Source organism: Streptococcus sp. NCTC 11567 (assembly GCF_902141215.1).
Classification (GTDB): Bacteria; Bacillota; Bacilli; order Lactobacillales; family Streptococcaceae; genus Streptococcus; species Streptococcus dysgalactiae.
This window is the reverse complement of the sequence record NZ_LR595857.1, coordinates 635,194-652,259: the sequence shown is the minus strand read 5'-3', so window position 1 is coordinate 652,259 and position 17,066 is coordinate 635,194. Positions and strand designations below refer to the sequence as shown.

General features: G+C 39.9%; 15 protein-coding genes. 3 read left to right on the top strand and 12 right to left on the bottom strand.

From position 1 onward, the window contains the following. Positions 1-46: 46 nt before the first annotated feature. From FQT67_RS03460 to FQT67_RS03425, 8 genes are all read right to left on the bottom strand, one after another. Positions 47-1,741 (bottom strand): phospho-sugar mutase, encoded by a 1,695-nt coding sequence (locus tag FQT67_RS03460; RefSeq protein ID WP_003056970.1) that lies wholly within the window; start codon positions 1,739-1,741, stop codon positions 47-49. 152 nt (positions 1,742-1,893) lie between these two features. Then, positions 1,894-3,318 carry a deoxyribodipyrimidine photo-lyase gene (locus FQT67_RS03455; RefSeq protein WP_046176948.1) on the bottom strand — a complete coding sequence of 475 codons (1,425 nt, stop codon included), beginning with the start codon at positions 3,316-3,318 and terminating at the stop codon, positions 1,894-1,896. A 192-nt stretch (positions 3,319-3,510) separates the two neighbouring features. Continuing rightward, positions 3,511-3,660: a hypothetical protein gene (locus FQT67_RS03450; RefSeq protein WP_003056932.1), complete on the bottom strand. Its 150-nt coding sequence runs from the start codon at positions 3,658-3,660 to the stop codon at positions 3,511-3,513. Continuing rightward, complete coding sequence (feoB, locus tag FQT67_RS03445) at positions 3,660-5,819, bottom strand: ferrous iron transport protein B (RefSeq protein ID WP_003056946.1); 2,160 nt, start codon at positions 5,817-5,819, stop codon at positions 3,660-3,662. Before feoB ends, FQT67_RS03450 begins: the two co-directional genes overlap by 1 nt. Then, on the bottom strand, positions 5,816-6,295 hold the full coding sequence (locus tag FQT67_RS03440; RefSeq protein ID WP_003056958.1) for a ferrous iron transport protein A: 480 nt from the start codon (positions 6,293-6,295) through the stop codon (positions 5,816-5,818). Before FQT67_RS03440 ends, feoB begins: the two co-directional genes overlap by 4 nt. Before the next feature lie 198 nt (positions 6,296-6,493). Next, positions 6,494-7,228, bottom strand: coding sequence for an amino acid ABC transporter ATP-binding protein (locus FQT67_RS03435; RefSeq protein WP_003061973.1), 735 nt, complete (start codon positions 7,226-7,228; stop codon positions 6,494-6,496). Next, positions 7,228-7,914, bottom strand: coding sequence for an amino acid ABC transporter permease (locus FQT67_RS03430; protein ID WP_003051835.1), 687 nt, complete (start codon positions 7,912-7,914; stop codon positions 7,228-7,230). The genes FQT67_RS03435 and FQT67_RS03430 overlap by 1 nt, the downstream gene beginning before the upstream one ends. Positions 7,915-8,041: 127 nt before the next feature. After that, positions 8,042-8,272: a DUF1797 family protein gene (locus FQT67_RS03425; RefSeq protein WP_003051836.1), complete on the bottom strand. Its 231-nt coding sequence runs from the start codon at positions 8,270-8,272 to the stop codon at positions 8,042-8,044. 297 nt (positions 8,273-8,569) lie between these two features. On the opposite strand from FQT67_RS03425, the gene FQT67_RS03420 reads away from it, so the two are divergent. The 3 genes from FQT67_RS03420 to FQT67_RS03410 all read left to right on the top strand — a co-directional run bounded on the left by FQT67_RS03420 (position 8,570) and on the right by FQT67_RS03410 (position 11,786). Then, a complete protein-coding gene (locus FQT67_RS03420) occupies positions 8,570-10,861 on the top strand; it encodes an ATP-dependent Clp protease ATP-binding subunit (RefSeq protein ID WP_080148002.1) in 2,292 nt (763 codons plus the stop codon). Between the two features lie 117 nt (positions 10,862-10,978). Beyond that, the gene (locus FQT67_RS03415) at positions 10,979-11,434 is read left to right on the top strand and encodes an NUDIX hydrolase (RefSeq protein WP_046176949.1); all 456 of its coding nucleotides are present in this window, start codon (positions 10,979-10,981) and stop codon (positions 11,432-11,434) included. A 49-nt stretch (positions 11,435-11,483) separates the two neighbouring features. After that, complete coding sequence (locus tag FQT67_RS03410) at positions 11,484-11,786, top strand: DUF1827 family protein (protein ID WP_046176950.1); 303 nt, start codon at positions 11,484-11,486, stop codon at positions 11,784-11,786. A gap of 402 nt (positions 11,787-12,188) precedes the next feature. Here FQT67_RS03410 and ileS read toward each other — a convergent pair whose 3' ends face one another. From ileS to FQT67_RS03390, 4 genes are all read right to left on the bottom strand, one after another. After that, entirely contained in the window at positions 12,189-14,990 is a 2,802-nt protein-coding gene (gene ileS / locus FQT67_RS03405) for an isoleucine--tRNA ligase (protein ID WP_046176951.1), read from the bottom strand. Between the two features lie 265 nt (positions 14,991-15,255). Further along, the gene (locus FQT67_RS03400) at positions 15,256-16,011 is read right to left on the bottom strand and encodes a DivIVA domain-containing protein (RefSeq protein ID WP_012767283.1); all 756 of its coding nucleotides are present in this window, start codon (positions 16,009-16,011) and stop codon (positions 15,256-15,258) included. A 9-nt stretch (positions 16,012-16,020) separates the two neighbouring features. Continuing rightward, positions 16,021-16,812: an RNA-binding protein gene (locus tag FQT67_RS03395; RefSeq protein WP_046176952.1), complete on the bottom strand. Its 792-nt coding sequence runs from the start codon at positions 16,810-16,812 to the stop codon at positions 16,021-16,023. Continuing rightward, positions 16,812-17,066, bottom strand: a complete 255-nt coding sequence (locus FQT67_RS03390) for a YggT family protein (protein WP_003051849.1) — start codon at positions 17,064-17,066, stop codon at positions 16,812-16,814. Before FQT67_RS03390 ends, FQT67_RS03395 begins: the two co-directional genes overlap by 1 nt.

The following is a 17,066-nucleotide window of genomic DNA, read 5'->3' as shown; positions in this document are numbered from 1 at the left end:
ATTCAAAAAAGAAGCTTTCTGAAAGCCTCTTTTGTTGACATGATTATCACTGAACCTGTTCTATTTTCTTGCGACAAGCTGCTTCAATAGCATCTAATTTAGCAAGACTATCAGCTTGTGTTTGCCCAATGGTGTAGAGATAAAGTTTGATTTTTGGTTCTGTTCCAGATGGCCTAAGAGCATACCAAGACTCTTCATCAAAATAATACTTGAGGCAGTTTTGTTTGGGAAATTCTTGATAACCTTCTTTGAAGTCAATCGTCGTTTGTAAAGTCATGTCTGCCACTGCTTTTAGAGGACGTTGACGAAAATCATTCATGATTCTAGCAATACGTTCTTGACCTTCAACCCCCTCTAATTCCAAGGCAATCTGTCGTTCGTTATAATAGCCAAAAGTAGTGTAGATGTTTTCTAAAACATCCAGTAAGGTTTGGCCTCTTTCCTTATAATAGGCAGCCATCTCCACAACCATCATCGAGGCACTAACAGCGTCTTTGTCCCGAACAAAGGTTCCGTAGCAAAAACCAATACTCTCCTCGTAACCAAAGAGATAGCTTTTAGCCTTGGTCACTTCGTATTCATTTGCCTTGCCACAAATGTTCTTAAAACCAGTCAAGGTTTCAACGGTTTCAACTCCATAATGGCTCGCAATAGCCCGTGACAAATCACCTGTCACAATAGACTTGACCAAAACAGGATGCTCTGGCAAATTGTCTAAGGCTGAACGCTGTGAAAAAATGTAATAAGACAAGAGCGCACCGATTTTATTGCCATTTAAAAAGACATACTCTCCTGCTGAATTTTTCACTTCTAAAGCCACACGATCACAGTCTGGGTCAGTCGCAATCAGAATATCGGCATCAACTTCCTTGCCTAATTTTTCGGAATAGGCAAAGGCTTTAGGGACTTCTGGGTTAGGGTAACCAACTGTTGTAAAGTCAGGATCGGGTAGTTCTTGTTCAGGAACCACATAAACATTGCCAAAACCACGACGTTTCAAGATTTCACGCACTGGTAAATTCCCAACGCCGTTAAGGGGCGTATAAACCACACGAACGGACTTATCAATAGACATATCGTTAATGGCTAAACCAAGGACTTCTTGCTTGTATGCTTCTTCAACGCTATCATCAATATAGCTAACAAGACCGCTCGCTAAGGCTTCCTTGAAAGGCATTTGCTTAATGGATTGATAATCAGTCAACTCAGCCATATGGCCTGCAATCTGGTCTGCAATATCATCTAGAATTTGAGACCCTTCTTGCCAATAAGCCTTGTAACCGTTATAGGCTTGTGGATTATGACTAGCGGTAATCATGACCCCTGAGACACAACCCAAGGCACGAATAGCATAGGAACACATGGGTGTTGGTCTAATGCCCTTATAAATATAAGCCTTGATACCATTCGCCGCCATAATAGAGCACGTTAACTCTGCAAATTCTTGAGACTGATAACGCACATCATAGCTAACAGCAATCCCTCTTGCAACTGCCTCAGCACCATGATCAATGATAGTATTGGCTAAAGCTTGGGCAGCTTTTCCAACCATATAAGTATTCATACGATTGGTTCCTGCACCAAGCTTGCCTCTTAGCCCTGCTGTCCCAAATTCAAGTGTCTTGTAAAACCGATCTTGAATCTCAGTCTCATTATCTTGAATTGCTACTAAATCTTTCTTGATGTCTTCACTGAGCGCATCATTTGTTAACCACTCTTGATAAACCTCTTTGTAAGTCATATGACATTTCCTATTCTAAGATCACATAATAAAAGTTGTTCCATCGTCAGGAATATCCTTTAAAGAAACTATCTGAATAGTAACAAATAACAACGATTAAGTCAACTTATTTTTTTAATTAATCCACATTAACAAACGCAAGTGCAGCCATTTTAATGAAGCCTCTCCTCTTGCATTTGCGCTTTTTCCTTCGCCCATTCATACCTAGCAATCGCTCGTTTGCGTTGCTCTGCATGATCCACTAGAGGATGAGGATAATCTTTCCCAATAATACAAGCAATACTTTCTTGTAGAGCCTCTGGCATTTTCCAAGGCTCATAAAGGTACTTTTGAGGAACGCTAACCAAGCTAGGCAGGTAAGACCTTATGAACTCACCATCTGGATCAAATCGTTTGCCTTGAGTGACCGGGTTAAAAATCCTAAAATAAGGAACCGCATCCGTTCCGACGGAGGCAGCCCACTGCCAACCACCAATATTACTTGCAGCATCATAATCAATCAACTGTTCTTGAAAATAAGCTTCCCCCAAACGCCAATCAATCTGCAGATCCTTGGTTAAAAAGGAGGCTACTACCATGCGTAAGCGATTATGCATCCACCCCGTCGCTAGTAATTGTTTCATAGCTGCATCAATAATAGGATATCCTGTTTGTCCTTCTTTCCATGCCTTGAAAGCTGCTGGGTTTTCGTCCCATTCTAAATGACGAAAAGCTTCTTGTATGGCTAGCTTTTTCTGATTGGGGTTGGCCACATAAACCATATGGTAAAAATCACGCCAAGCTAATTCTTTAAGGAAAACTGCTTGTCCTGAACTAGCAGGTGCTTGGCTAATAGCTTGATAGACTGTCCGTATACTAACCATTCCTAATCTTAAATAAGGCGATAAGAAGCTTGTCCCACACCGGGATGGAAAATCTCTCGTTGTATCATAGTCAGCTAGTTGGTTGTCCACAAAATAATTTAGCTTTTCCTTGGCTTCTTTAACAGTCATCACATCATTAAAAGTCGTATCTTTTAACGTTTCAATCAACTCCAAAGTTGCTTGAGGTATTTTTAGACTTAACCAATTTCCCCGAGATAAATCAACAACAACTGGCGTTTCTTTAGGAAGGCATTGCCAGACGCGATAGTATGGTGTAAAGACCTTATAATACTGCCCTGACTGATTCTTTATTTCTTGACTACCATGCAAATAATGATCCTGGTAAGCATGAATATTAATCTTTTTTGCTCTAAACCATTGCGCTGCTTGTTGGTCTCGCCTGCGACCAAACCCTGACTCATCATAATTGAAATACACGTCCGTCCACTGGTCTAACTGTTGGGCTAACTGCTCAAAACAAGTGATTAAATCACCATGCATCACATAGAGATCAATCCCTTTTTCTTTCAACTCCTCTTTAAATGCCAAAACACTTGCTACAACAGCTGACTGATTTCGACTTGGAGGCTGATTGAGTTGCTCTTGATTAAATTGAAACACACATAAAGTTGGAGACTGACTGGCAATAGCACGAGCCAAAGCTTTTTGGTCCTCTACTCTTAAGTCTCTACGAAACCACATTACGGAAACCATATCTTATTCCTTTCTCGTTCTTTGTTAGGTCTCACGTGCACTGTCACTTTTTCTTATTGTAACAGAAAACGAAAGCAAGCGCCTCTCAAAAACCTTAATAGCTGCATATCGAAAAGCCTTCAGTCCGTATGAACCAAAGGCTTTTAACAAGGATGATGAGGTGAGCCACTAAAACATGACTTTTCTAAAGCGTTATTTTTTTATTTGTTGAGTTTTTTCCATATCTTCCTTGATAGGACAAGAACACTGACAGTCCCCACAAGAGCCCTTTTGTTTATAATAATGGGTAAGGGCTAGGACAACAAGAATACCGATCACAGCTGCTAAAATAAGAGTTGACATTAGTTTTTTTCCTCCTGACTAATACGCTCAAGGTTGCTCATGGTAATAACTTGATCAGACGCAAATGCTGGTTTTCTCAAAATAGCATATAAGAGAGCAACTATCCCGATTCCTGCCAAAATCGTCCAGAAAGTGACTTCTTGCCCCATAAAGACCAACCCCACCTGATAAAGGATAAAACTGAGAAGATAAGCTAGCCCTGTCTGAAAACCGATGGCTAATAGTGACCACCTGACGCTATTCATTTCACGTTTGATAGCACCGATGGCCGCAAAACAAGGCGCACACAACAAATTAAACAGCAAAAATGAATAAGCAGCTAAGGCAGTATAATCCATTTGAAGGCTAGCCCAGAGGGCCCTGCTGGTTTCCGTCGCGTCTGCCTGATGATATAAGATACCGAAGGTAGCCACTACGGTTTCTTTGGCCAATAAACCAGTAAGAGCTGCCACGGTTGCTTTCCAATTGCCAAATCCTAACGGTTTAAAAAGCCAAGCAAAGAGGCGACCAAAGTCAGCTAGCAGACTGTGGTCTGTTTCAACAACCTGCAAATGGCCATTATAAGTTGACAAAAACCAGATTAAAATCGTCAATGCAAAAATAATGGTGCCGGCTCGTTTGACAAAACTCCATGCCTTCCCAAAGGCATAATGCGTCACCGTTAACATATTAGGTAAATGATAGGCTGGCAATTCCATAATAAAGGGACTAGCCTGTCCGCCTAATAACTTGGTCTTTTTAAGAGCAATTCCAGATAAAATAATAGAAGCAATTCCCACAAAGTAAGCACTCGGAGCAATGAAAGGATTATTAGGGAAAAAAGCTCCAGAAATTAGCGCAATAATCGCTAGCTTGGCAGAACAAGGCATAAAAGTAGCTGTCATGATTGTAATTTTCCGGTCTCGCTCATTTTCAATAGTGCGGCTGGCCATAATAGCCGGAACACCACAACCTGTCGCAATAAGCATAGGAATAAAAGATTTGCCAGAAAGCCCAAATCGTCTAAAAATACGGTCCATAACAAAAGCAATCCGACTCATATAGCCAATATCTTCTAAAATGCCTAGGCAGATAAAAAGAACAAAAATTTGAGGAACAAATCCTATAACAGCACCAATCCCTGCAAGAATCCCATCAATAATGAGAGATTGTAACCAGGCTTCAACCCTTAGATAGTCTAAGGCTGTGCTGGCTGCATTCGGAACATAGTCGCCAAATAAAACATCATTGACCCAATCCGTTCCCATGGTTCCCACCGTTTGAATAGCTAAAAAATAGACCAAAAACATGGCTAAAGCAAAAATGGGGAGTGCTAAAAATCGATTGGTGACAATGCGATCAATTTGGTCTGAACGTCGCCATTCCAAATCATTAGTTTCAATCTGAGCCATGTGACAAACTTGTTCAATATATGCATAGCGCTCATTAATAACAATAGATTCAGCATCCTCCCCAAAAACATCTTCAGTGATCTTAATAATCATTTCAATTTCTTTGGCAAGAGCATCCTCCAAAGCTAAGACTTGCTGAACTAAAGGGTCTCGTTCAAATAATTTAAGACTATAATATCGCCAGGCCATTCCTAAATCAACTCCCTGCAACACTTCCATGATTTGAGCTAGTGCCGCTTCCAATCGATTATCATAAATCGGAAAATAAGGTGTTTCCTTAGGATATGCTATTTCCTTTTGGCAACTGCTAATTAGCTGGTTAAGCCCTGTGTTTTTTAAAGCACTGGTTGCTACAATGGGAAAACCCAGTTGGTAACTTAGCTTATCCAGATTAATCTGTTTTTGACTAGCTTCTAACACATCAGACATGTTGAGCGCCATAACTAAAGGCATGCCCATTTCCATCAGTTGTGTGGTCAAGTAGAGGTTCCGCTCCAAATGAGTACCGTCTACCACGTTAATAATAGCTTGAGCATCTTGGCTAAGCAGGTAGTCTCTTGCAACCTGTTCTTCTGGACTATAGGGTGACATTGAGTAAACACCAGGGAGATCTTGAATCTCAATTGTCTTATCTGACTTTAACAAACCACTTTTACGATCAACCGTAACACCAGGCCAATTTCCTACCCGCTGATTAGTTCCTGTTAAGAGGTTAAAAAGACTCGTTTTTCCACTGTTAGGATTACCAATCAAGGCCATTTTTGTCATGACATGTCCTCATCTTCTAGCTGCCGTACAGCAATTAATTGAGCTTCCGACTGACGTAAACTTAGCTCATACCCCCTCAAACTAATTTCTAGAGGGTCACCTAAAGGCGCTCGCTTACGTAACTGAAAACGAGTTCCCCTCGTTAGTCCCATATCCATTAAGCGCCGCTTCGTTTCCTTGCTCGCATAAATAGCTTCGACAATAGCCACTTCCATGATTTCTAATTCTGATAAAGGAAGTGTTTGCCCTCCTTCATCAACCTCACTGACCTCAATAGCATCTAAAAGATTCTTGTCAAAGGCCAGACGACTTGTTTTAATCATCAAAATTGCATTTTGCTTCGTCTGCGACATGACCTTGACTTGGCTTCCTTTCTTGATGCCAAGATGAGCTAGATGCCTCTGATGGTCTTGAGGTAATGCTATGCTAAGTACCTGATAGGCGATGCCACTTCTTACCTGAGATAATTTCATCATAAGCTCTCCTTTTAATTACAGTGTCCATTATAACATACTCTGCTCTTCTCACTACAAGGTGCTTTAAGTTTTTTGTCTTTTCAATCTCATATAATAATGATTCTAAAAAAGAAATGGCAATAGCACCCCCTTAGGAGTTGTCATCAAAAAAAACTTGAGTCTGCATAGACTCAAGTTTAACAAGAGATAATTTGATTGTTAGAGCACTTTGCTTAAAAAATCTTTTGTACGTTCTTCTTTAGTCAGATCAAAAAGTTGGTCCGGACTTCCTTCTTCCACAATAACGCCGCCATCCATAAAAATCACACGGTCTGCGACTTCTTTAGCAAAGCCCATTTCATGGGTGACAATGACCATCGTCATCCCAGATTTAGCCAAATCCTGCATAACAGCCAAAACCTCACCCACCATTTCGGGATCCAAGGCTGAAGTAGGCTCGTCAAATAGTAAGACGTCTGGATCCATAGCTAGGCCACGCGCAATCGCAATTCGCTGCTGCTGTCCCCCAGATAGACTAGATGGGTAAGCATTGGCTTTTTCTGACAATCCAACTTTATCTAACAGTGCCAAAGCTGTTTTGTCAGCTTCTACTTTAGAAATGCCTTTCGTTTTAATAGGTGACAAGGTAATATTGTCTAAAACGGTCATATTAGGGAAAAGATTAAATTGTTGAAATACCATTCCCATTTTTTCACGCATTGTAAAAATGTCATTTCTTTTATCTGTAATGTCAATGCCTTCAAACGTTATCTGACCTTTCGTAGGAACCTCAAGAAGGTTCATGGTACGAAGTAAAGTTGATTTTCCAGAACCAGAAGGGCCAATAATCACCACGACTTCTCCTGACATAATGTTTAAATCAATTCCTTTAAGCACCTCGTTTTGCCCATAATATTTGTGTAACGCTTTTATTGCAATAATAGGTTCTGTCATTAATGATTACCTCCTTGTGCCATGCGACGCTCTAAGACTGCCAATAATTGTGATAGCACTGTCGTGACCATTAAATAGTAAAAAGCAGCAACTAGTAAAGGAGCAATTGGAGAATAGGTAGCTGTTGCTACTGACTGAGCTCCATTCCAAAGTTCCATAACACCAATAGTTTGCAAGAGAGCACTATCTTTAATGATCGTGATAAATTCATTGCCTAAAGCAGGAAGAATATTCTTAAAGGCTTGAGGCAAAATCACATAGCGCATGGCATTTCTAGGGCGGATACCTAGTGAATAGGCTGCTTCAAGTTGCCCTTTTGGAACAGCTTCGATACCAGCTCTAACAATTTCTGAAATGTAAGCACCGCTATTCAACGAAATGATAATAATACCAGGAAGTAATCTTGAAAAATCTAAATTCAAAACGCCAAAACCGATAGTTGGCATTTGATTAAAATGCATCCAAGCAAAGGCAATCATAATTTGAACGACCATTGGTGTCCCACGAAAAATCCACACATAAGTATTGACTAGCCAAGTCAAAGGCTTTATTTGAGTACGTTTGATTAGTGTTACCAAAACCCCAATAATGGTTCCAAAAAAGACGACACTAGCCGAAATCATAATGGTGACAAGAACACCATAGTTAAAGTAGGCCCAGTATTTGGGCAAAAATGATAAATCCATCTATATCTCCTTATAAGTCCTAAGGTCACAACAATAAAGATAATTATACCATTCAATGAATATTAATACAATACTTTTTTGGCAATAAAAAGACCTGCCTCAGGCAAGTCTCTTTATGATATTCAGCTTAATATAATAAATCGTAGATTTCCATTGCAATCAAGTCAATACTATCAAAGGAATATGACTCACGCGCTTCGATATCGCGCAATGTGAAAACTGGTCCGTTTTCAGGGTCATTTGAAAAGGCAACTTCTGCTACAACAACACCATCACGTTCAAAATTTCGCTTGAGATTACCGCCATCTGTTACCATCAATTCCAAACGATTGATGATTCTCACCAAATGTGATTCCATTTCGTTTCTCCTATTCGTTTTTTATCCCTATTATTTTAACACAATTCGCGCCAAACAAACAAGAAAAGTAGCATTTTTCTTCAGATTTTCTCATTTTTAGCCTTTTGTGCCTCCTACTTCTTAATCTTTTGAAAATAGCAGGGCTGACAAGATCAGTTATCACTCTATCCCTGACAGTGCTAACATCATAAGCTTTTTACTTGATTTCCAAAACAGTGGTGCTATAATATGAGTATAAAGTTTGACCATTTTTGACTAAATGACTTTGACTTTTAGATAAACCCTTGGAGGTATATTATGCTTTGTCAAAATTGTAATTTAAACGAATCAACCATTCACCTCTACACGAATGTTAATGGAAAACAAAAACAAGTTGACCTTTGTCAAAACTGTTATCAAATCATGAAGACTGACCCTACTAATCCTATTTTAGGTGGCCTAAATGGAGGTCAAAGAGCCCAAGAACGCTCATCCAACCCCTTCTTTGATGACTTTTTTGGGGACTTAAATAATTTTAGAGCCTTTGGCAACCTTCCAAATACCCCACCTACTCAGGCAGGGCAAAATGGAAATGGTGGGGGACGCCATGGTGGTCATTTCAATGGACAACGTCCCACTCAGCCACAAACACCAAATCAGCAAGCAAAAGGCTTACTAGAAGAATTTGGCATTAATGTGACCGATATTGCAAGACATGGTGATATTGACCCTGTCATCGGTCGAGATGACGAGATTACACGTGTCATCGAAATCCTTAACCGTCGGACTAAAAATAACCCTGTGCTTATTGGGGAACCAGGAGTTGGTAAAACAGCTGTTGTAGAAGGTCTAGCCCAAAAAATTGTAGATGGCACAGTACCTCACAAATTGCAAGGTAAGCAAGTGATCCGTCTAGATGTGGTTAGTCTTGTTCAAGGCACAGGTATCCGTGGTCAATTCGAAGAACGCATGCAAAAATTAATGGAAGAAATTCGTCAACGCAAAGATGTGATTCTCTTTATTGATGAAATTCATGAAATTGTAGGTGCTGGTTCTGCTGGAGATGGCAATATGGATGCTGGCAATATTTTAAAACCAGCCTTGGCCCGTGGTGAGTTGCAACTCGTTGGTGCTACTACCTTAAATGAATACCGTATTATTGAAAAAGATGCTGCCTTGGAGCGGCGGATGCAGCCGGTGAAAGTTGACGAACCTTCTGTAGAAGAAACCATTACCATCTTAAAAGGTATCCAACCCAAATATGAAGACTATCATCATGTCAAATATAGCCCAGCAGCTATCGAGGCTGCTGCACACTTATCCAATCGCTACATCCAAGACCGATTCCTCCCTGATAAGGCCATTGACCTTCTGGATGAAGCTGGTTCAAAAATGAATTTAACTCTTAATTTTGTTGACCCTAAAGAGATTGACAAACGTCTGATTGAAGCAGAAAACCTCAAAGCTCAAGCAACTCGTGACGAAGATTACGAACGAGCAGCCTATTTCCGTGATCAAATTGCGAAATTCAAGGAAATGCAAGCTCAAAAAGTCGACGAACAGGATATTCCTATCATTACTGAAAAAACCATTGAAGCCATCATTGAACAAAAAACCAATATTCCAGTTGGCGACTTGAAAGAAAAAGAACAATCTCAACTCGTTAATTTGGCTAATGATTTGAAAGCTCACGTGATTGGCCAAGATGATGCCGTTGACAAAATTGCCAAGGCCATTCGCCGGAACCGTGTGGGATTGGGAACTCCAAATCGTCCTATTGGTTCTTTCCTATTCGTTGGGCCAACAGGTGTTGGTAAAACAGAGTTGTCTAAGCAACTAGCTATTGAACTCTTTGGCTCTGCTGACAATATGATTCGCTTTGATATGTCCGAATACATGGAAAAACATGCCGTTGCTAAATTAGTCGGGGCTCCTCCTGGTTATGTGGGCTATGAAGAAGCTGGCCAGTTAACGGAACAAGTTCGCCGCAACCCATATTCACTTATTCTCTTAGATGAGGTGGAAAAGGCTCATCCTGACGTCATGCACATGTTTTTACAAGTTCTTGATGATGGCCGTTTAACAGATGGTCAAGGACGGACAGTCAGCTTCAAGGATACTATTATTATCATGACCTCTAATGCTGGAACAGGTAAAAGCGAAGCTTCTGTTGGATTTGGTGCAGCTAGAGAAGGACGAACAAGCTCTGTCCTTGGTGAATTAAGTAACTTCTTCAGCCCAGAGTTCATGAACCGTTTCGATGGTATTATTGAATTTAAGGCCTTGAGCAAAGATAACCTCTTGCATATCGTTGATTTAATGCTGGAAGATGTTAATAAGCGCTTAAGCTATAATGAGATTCACCTTGATGTGACACAAAAAGTCAAAGAAAAATTAGTAGATTTAGGCTATGATCCTAAAATGGGTGCTCGACCACTCCGTCGTACCATCCAAGATTATATCGAAGATGCGATTACGGACTACTATTTGGAACACCCCACTGAAAAGGACTTGCGTGCCATAATGACAAGTAACAGTAATATCATGATTAAAGCTGCCAAAAAAGATGAAACGGTAACAGCTAAACAAGATAAGACCGACGAGAACTAAACCTAAAAGAGAGTTTTCTCATTGAAACTCTCTTTTTTTCGTGAACTAGTCAAAAGAAAACATTTTTATAAGAATAATGGCTCAAAATTTAGTATAATAAGAAAAAGGAGGGATACGATGACAATTCCAACATTCGGTAACTATAGTGAACATGAAAACTATGTGGCACGGTATGGTGTTTATGCCATCATTCCTAATCAAGAACGGACCAAAGTGATTCTCGTGCAAGCTCCTAATGGCGCTTGGTTTTTACCTGGTGGTGAAATTGAGGCTGGTGAAAATCATGCTCAGGCCTTAGAACGTGAGTTATTGGAAGAACTAGGATTTACTGCTCATATTGGTGCTTACTATGGTCAAGCTGATGAATACTTCTACTCTCGCCATCGTGATACCCATTTCTATCATCCAGCCTATCTTTATGAAGTGACTGCGTTTCAAGAAGTTTCTCAACCCTTAGAAGATTTCAACACTTTGGCTTGGTTTTCTACTGAAGAAGCTATCTCTAAATTAAAACGCGGAAGTCATAAATGGGGTGTTGAGCAATGGCAAAAAAAGCATCATTCTACTAACTAACTCTTTTAAATAGTGCTATAATAGGTATAGGATATTCAGGAGGACATTTATGAGACTCATCAACACGACTAGTAGTCACCCAGAACTCGTCAGAAATCAGCTGCAGAATACAGATGCTCGTTTAGTTGAGGTTTATTCAGCAGGAAATACAGATGTCATTTTTACCCAAGCACCAAAGCATTACGAACTACTAATTTCAAATAAATACCGTGCCATCAAGGAAGATGAACTTGAAGTGATTCGTGAATTTTTCATGAAACGTAAAATTGACCCTGCTATCGTTATTCCTGGGCAATCCAAGACCCTACATACGAATAACTTGATTGAAATTTCATTCCAAACAATTGTCTAGAAGCAGTTAGCGACATTACTCTAACTTAGGTCCTTTTTAAAGGGCCTAAGTTTTTTTAGTCATCATGATGAGATCTTATTATATGTCATATCATCCTTACTTTAAAATGCAGTAACAGCAGTTAACATAGGCTAAATGAGCTTATGTCATCATACTAAAAAATCATCAGGTTGTAGGCAATGTAGCTCTAAGAGAATTTGTTTACAATATTATCAAAAGTAGTATCACTGTTTGCATTGTGTTCGTCAGAGGCGACCCAAACTGGGTACTTTACGCCAGAACAAAAACGCCAGAAACATGATGTTTCTGGCGTTTGGAGATTTTGAGACTTAGGCTCAACATCTAGGTATAAAATCCCGTAGGAAGTTGCTACCATCCGTACTACCTAAGTAAAGTATAGAATTATTTACCACTGTCTTCAAACCCTTCAGCAACAGCTTCTGGGAAATTTTCTTCAATGATCTTAGCGCTATGGTCGCAGACAAATGCATTGTAAGAACGCATGCGAGTAGTTGGGTCAATACGGCGTGAACGCTCACAAACTTCTCCCACTGCATGTTCAACTGTAAAGGCAACACCTTCAAATGCTACGGCATCAGCAGGAGCATCTGCCAAGTCAGCGATGGTTAATTGAGACACGATCAAAAGTAAAGCAATATCGCTATCCAACGCTATCAACAAGGTTTTCACTTCTTCGCTAGCGTAGATAGTTAAATGAGCTTCCAATGATTTCCCAATAACCTTGGCATTTCGCGCTTCTTCCAAAGCTTTTTGAGCTTGGGTACGCAAAGTCATGAAAGCTGACCAAGCTTCTAAAATATCCTCTTGAGCTGAGAAGGTTTCTGCCACAGGCATCTCTGCCAATTGAACAAATGCTTCTGACTCATGCTCTAGATAAGACCAGATTTCTTCAGTAGTGTGAGGCAATATTGGCGTCAATAACTTCGTAATCTTAACCAAGATATCATAGAAGACTGTCTGCATGCGACGACGTTCTAAGCTGTTGGCAGCTTCAATATAGACAACGTCTTTAGCAAAATCAAGATAGAAGGCTGATAAATCAACCGTAACAAAGTTCACCACTGCTTTGTAAATAGTCATAAAGTCATAACGCTCATAAGCGTCATTAATCGTTGCTACCAACTGATTAAAGACAATTGTCATGTACTTATCAACAGCTCCTAAGTCTGCATAAGCTACTGTATCCGTAGCAGGGTTGAAATCAGATGTATTAGCAATCAAGAAGCGAAGGGTGTTACGGATTTTACGGTAGGTTTCAGAGACTTGACCAAGAATCTCCATAGAAACACGGACATCATTATCGGTATCCACAGAAGCTACCCAGAGACGGAGAATATCTGCACCATATTGTTTAGCCACATCATTTGGAGAAATGATATTGCCTTTTGATTTAGACATTTTTTCTCCCTTACCATCAAGAACAAAGCCTTGCGATAAGATAGCCTTATAAGGAGCATGACCGTTAACAGCCACAGAAGTGATTAAGGATGAATTGAACCAACCACGATACTGGTCAGAACCTTCTAGGTATAGGTCAGCTGGATAAGATAGGTTGTCCCTAGCATTCATAACACCATTCCAAGAAGAACCAGAGTCAAACCAAACATCCATGATATCAGTCTCTTTTGTAAACTCACCATTTGGTGACCCTGGATGAGTGAAGCCTTCTGGCAATAGGTCTTTAGCTTCTTTTTGCCACCAAATGATTGAGCCATTTTCTTGGAATAAATTGGCCACATGATCTGTCACTTCCTTAGTCATAATAGCTGTGCCATCTTCCGCATAGAAGATTGGAAGTGGAACACCCCAAGCACGTTGACGAGAAATAACCCAATCACCACGATCACGAATCATATTATAAAGACGTGTTTTACCCCAAGAAGGATGGAAAGTTGTTTTTTCAATTTCATCTAAAATATCCTGACGGAAGTCAGAAACAGAAGCAAACCATTGCGGTACAGCACGCCAGATGATTGGTTTTTTCGTCCGCCAGTCAAATGGGTAGGAGTGATTGATCACTTCTTGTGCTAATAAGAGGTCACCAAGTTTATCAATGACAATCGGCGTTACCTTGTTATAAAATTGTCCGTGGAAATCTGGACCTGCATTTTCCATCATGAGACCACGTTCATCAACTGTCACAGCAACTTCCAGTTTATATTTTGTACCAACATTGTAGTCATCTTCACCAAAACCTGGTGCTGTGTGGACAATCCCTGTCCCTGACTCAAGGGTAACATGGTCACCAAGGATAACCAATTCTTCTACGTCAGTATCCCATGGGTGTTCTGTCACAATGTACTCTAAATCAGCTCCTTTATGGCTGGCTAAAGTTTCAAAAGATTCCCAGCCAAATTTTCCAGCAAGGCTATTCAAAAGACCTTCTGCCACAACATATTGACGGTCTGAACCAGCAGGTTTCACCACAAGATAATCCATATCAGGACCAACAGTCAAACCGCGTGATGCTGTAACGGTAAATGGTGTTGTTGTCCAAACAACGATATACGTATTAGTATCAAGGATGCCTTTACCATCTTTAACTTTATTGGCGTAGTATAAAGAGGTTGAATCAATATCATGGTATTCAATTTCAGCTTCTGCCAAGGCCGATTCTGAAGACCAAGACCAATAAACTGGTTTAGCGCCACGATAGATGTATCCTTTATCAGCCATCGCTCCAAAGACACGGATTTGATCAGCTTCAAATTGTGGGTCCAAAGTCACGTAAGGGTTCTCCCAGTCCGCTGACACACCCAGACGTTTGAAGTCATCACGTTGTTTATCCACTTGGCTTAAAGCGTATTGACGGCACATATCAAGATAGTCAGCCAAATCCATTTCCTTACGCTTCACACCTTGTTTAGCCAAGACTTGTTCGATTGGAAGACCATGTGTATCCCAACCTGGAACATAAGGTGCATGGAAGCCTGACATAGACTTAGAGCGAACAATAATATCTTTTGAAATTTTATTAAGAGCATGCCCAACGTGAATATTTCCATTGGCATATGGAGGACCATCATGAAGATGGAAAGCTGGTTTGCCAGCATTAAGTTCTTGGCGCTTTGTGTACAAATCTGCTTCTTCCCAAGCTGCTTGCCATTGTGGTTCTTTATTAGGAAGACCAGCCCGCATTGGAAATGCTGTTTTCCCAAGATTAAGTGTTTCTTTTAATTTCATTGTATCAAACTCCTTCTAAACAATCTTGAAACTATATAAAAAAAGCCTCGTCTCAAAAAAGGACGAAAGCTCGTGGTACCACCTTAGTTCAGAATAGCTACAAAATAACTATTCCCTCTTTGCTCGTAAGGTGAGCCAACCTCTTCGCCTACTGTCATTCAGCGAAAATATAAGAAAATGATAATGTGAATGCTCAGGGAATGCAGGACTCTCATCGTCTCCCGCTTGCTGTGATTGTAAGCAAACCACCTTGTTTTTCTATATCTTAAATATTCAATTTAAACGTTTGTGTCTCACTAAGATTTACAGGTTCAGCTTCTACCTCATTCTGCTGCTCTTGTTGGTGAGCTTCTAATTCTTTGTTACTTTCATCAACACGACGTTGCAATTCCTCTAGTTCTTCCGGAGTAAACTGACGTGTAGCATCAAAAGAAGCACTGTCATCAGAATCCGGAATATCTTCATTAAGAACAGTCTTTACAACTTCTTTGAACGCTGCATCCGAATTTTGAAGGTAAATTGCGGTTGGCTGTAACAACTCATCCCATTCAGGTGAATTTGATAAACTCAATTGTGACTCAATTGATGAAATCAAACGTTGATGGAAAACACGAGTTTGACGTTTCAATTCTTCTGTCTCAATCGCCACACGCTTCGCTTCGTCAGTTGCATCACGTAACATTTGATTTGCTTTTGCTTTTGATGCATCCAGCAAGTGCTGAGCATCATAAGTCGCTTTGCTAACCAAGTTTGTTGCTTCCGCATTAGCCGTTGCTTTCACTTTTTCAGCTGTTTCTTGAGCTAAGATTACAGACTGGCTAAGTGACTCTTTCATTTCATCAAAATAAGATAATTTTTCCTCAAGGTCTTTAATACGCGCTTCGTTGTCACGATTTTTACGAACTAAAGCCTCATAGTCGTCAACAACAATGTCAAGGAATTCGTTAACTTCCTCTTCACTATATCCACGGAATTTGGTTTTAAACGTTTTATCTTTAATTTCTAGTGCTGTAAGTGCCATTATGTCTCCTTATTTATGCATCATTTTACTAAGCGTCAATTTGTATTTCCCATTTTTGGTCAATCCATTATCCGTTAGAAGGGTAAACCGACCATAACCTCTAATGCTCACCATATCCCCTATGGCTAAATGATCAGCTACCTTATGAACCTGCCGGTAGTTAACTTTCACTTTGTCAGTTTCAATCAATGTCATGGCTTGTGCTCGAGATTTTTTCAACACCGTCGCAACCAAGCGATCTAACCGAAGGCTCGAAACCATGATCTCCACAAGTTGCGCATCATTAGAAGATTTGATCAGTTGATTCAAAGGAATTTCCTTCAACGAAACACTCGCTCTGGCTATTTTAGAAATGGTTGTTAACACATAACCTAATAGCTGGCGATTAATCATGAGTTGCGCATATCCTGTTTCCACAAAGATATCCCCAAGTAGACTTCGTTTAATCCCCAGTTCATTGATCAAAGTGCCTAAAATTTGACCATGCGTTAACTGATTAAACTTTGCTTGATAGGTTATTTCTACCAAAGCTATCTGAAAATCAGCTTCATCCAAATCATAATAATCCGGTGCAACAATCACACGACCATATTCACTTGGATAATAATCTGTTGAGGAAAAAACCTTTAAATCCGTTGGAGCAACCAGACTTTTTAGAATCGTTATCTCTCTAGGATTTAAAAAATCAGTGACTTCTAAAAGATAGTGACTATCCACCCTGTTAATCATATCAGACATTTTCTCAATAAAAGGATATTCCTCAGGATGAAAATGCTGATAAAGTTGTTTGTGATTAACCATTAAATAAACACTCTAACCAAAATTTGAGCTAAGAAATTTAAACCAATGATAATAACAAAAATAGTAAAATCAAGGCCCGCAAATTGTAAGTTCAATGCTCTAAAGGGCTTCAAGACTGGTTCAACAATACCGCTAAGTAAACGACCAATCCAAGAGTTATAAGCTCCTGGGAACCATGATAATAGGGCATAAGCTATTAACAAGTAGCTGTAAACTCTGATTAAGCGAAGGAGGATAGATAATATCAATATCAT

Bases quoted from the DNA above. Each gene is read 5' to 3' on its own strand.
- FQT67_RS03460 (WP_003056970.1), bottom strand. From the start codon at position 1,741: ATGACTTACAAAGAGGTTTATCAAGAGTGGTTAACAAATGATGCGCTC.
- FQT67_RS03455 (WP_046176948.1), bottom strand. From the start codon at position 3,318: ATGGTTTCCGTAATGTGGTTTCGTAGAGACTTAAGAGTAGAGGACCAA.
- FQT67_RS03450 (WP_003056932.1), bottom strand. From the start codon at position 3,660: ATGTCAACTCTTATTTTAGCAGCTGTGATCGGTATTCTTGTTGTCCTA.
- feoB (WP_003056946.1), bottom strand. From the start codon at position 5,819: ATGACAAAAATGGCCTTGATTGGTAATCCTAACAGTGGAAAAACGAGT.
- FQT67_RS03440 (WP_003056958.1), bottom strand. From the start codon at position 6,295: ATGATGAAATTATCTCAGGTAAGAAGTGGCATCGCCTATCAGGTACTT.
- FQT67_RS03435 (WP_003061973.1), bottom strand. From the start codon at position 7,228: ATGACAGAACCTATTATTGCAATAAAAGCGTTACACAAATATTATGGG.
- FQT67_RS03430 (WP_003051835.1), bottom strand. From the start codon at position 7,914: ATGGATTTATCATTTTTGCCCAAATACTGGGCCTACTTTAACTATGGT.
- FQT67_RS03425 (WP_003051836.1), bottom strand. From the start codon at position 8,272: ATGGAATCACATTTGGTGAGAATCATCAATCGTTTGGAATTGATGGTA.
- FQT67_RS03420 (WP_080148002.1), top strand. From the start codon at position 8,570: ATGCTTTGTCAAAATTGTAATTTAAACGAATCAACCATTCACCTCTAC.
- FQT67_RS03415 (WP_046176949.1), top strand. From the start codon at position 10,979: ATGACAATTCCAACATTCGGTAACTATAGTGAACATGAAAACTATGTG.
- FQT67_RS03410 (WP_046176950.1), top strand. From the start codon at position 11,484: ATGAGACTCATCAACACGACTAGTAGTCACCCAGAACTCGTCAGAAAT.
- ileS (WP_046176951.1), bottom strand. From the start codon at position 14,990: ATGAAATTAAAAGAAACACTTAATCTTGGGAAAACAGCATTTCCAATG.
- FQT67_RS03400 (WP_012767283.1), bottom strand. From the start codon at position 16,011: ATGGCACTTACAGCACTAGAAATTAAAGATAAAACGTTTAAAACCAAA.
- FQT67_RS03395 (WP_046176952.1), bottom strand. From the start codon at position 16,812: ATGGTTAATCACAAACAACTTTATCAGCATTTTCATCCTGAGGAATAT.
- FQT67_RS03390 (WP_003051849.1), bottom strand. From the start codon at position 17,066: ATGATATTGATATTATCTATCCTCCTTCGCTTAATCAGAGTTTACAGC.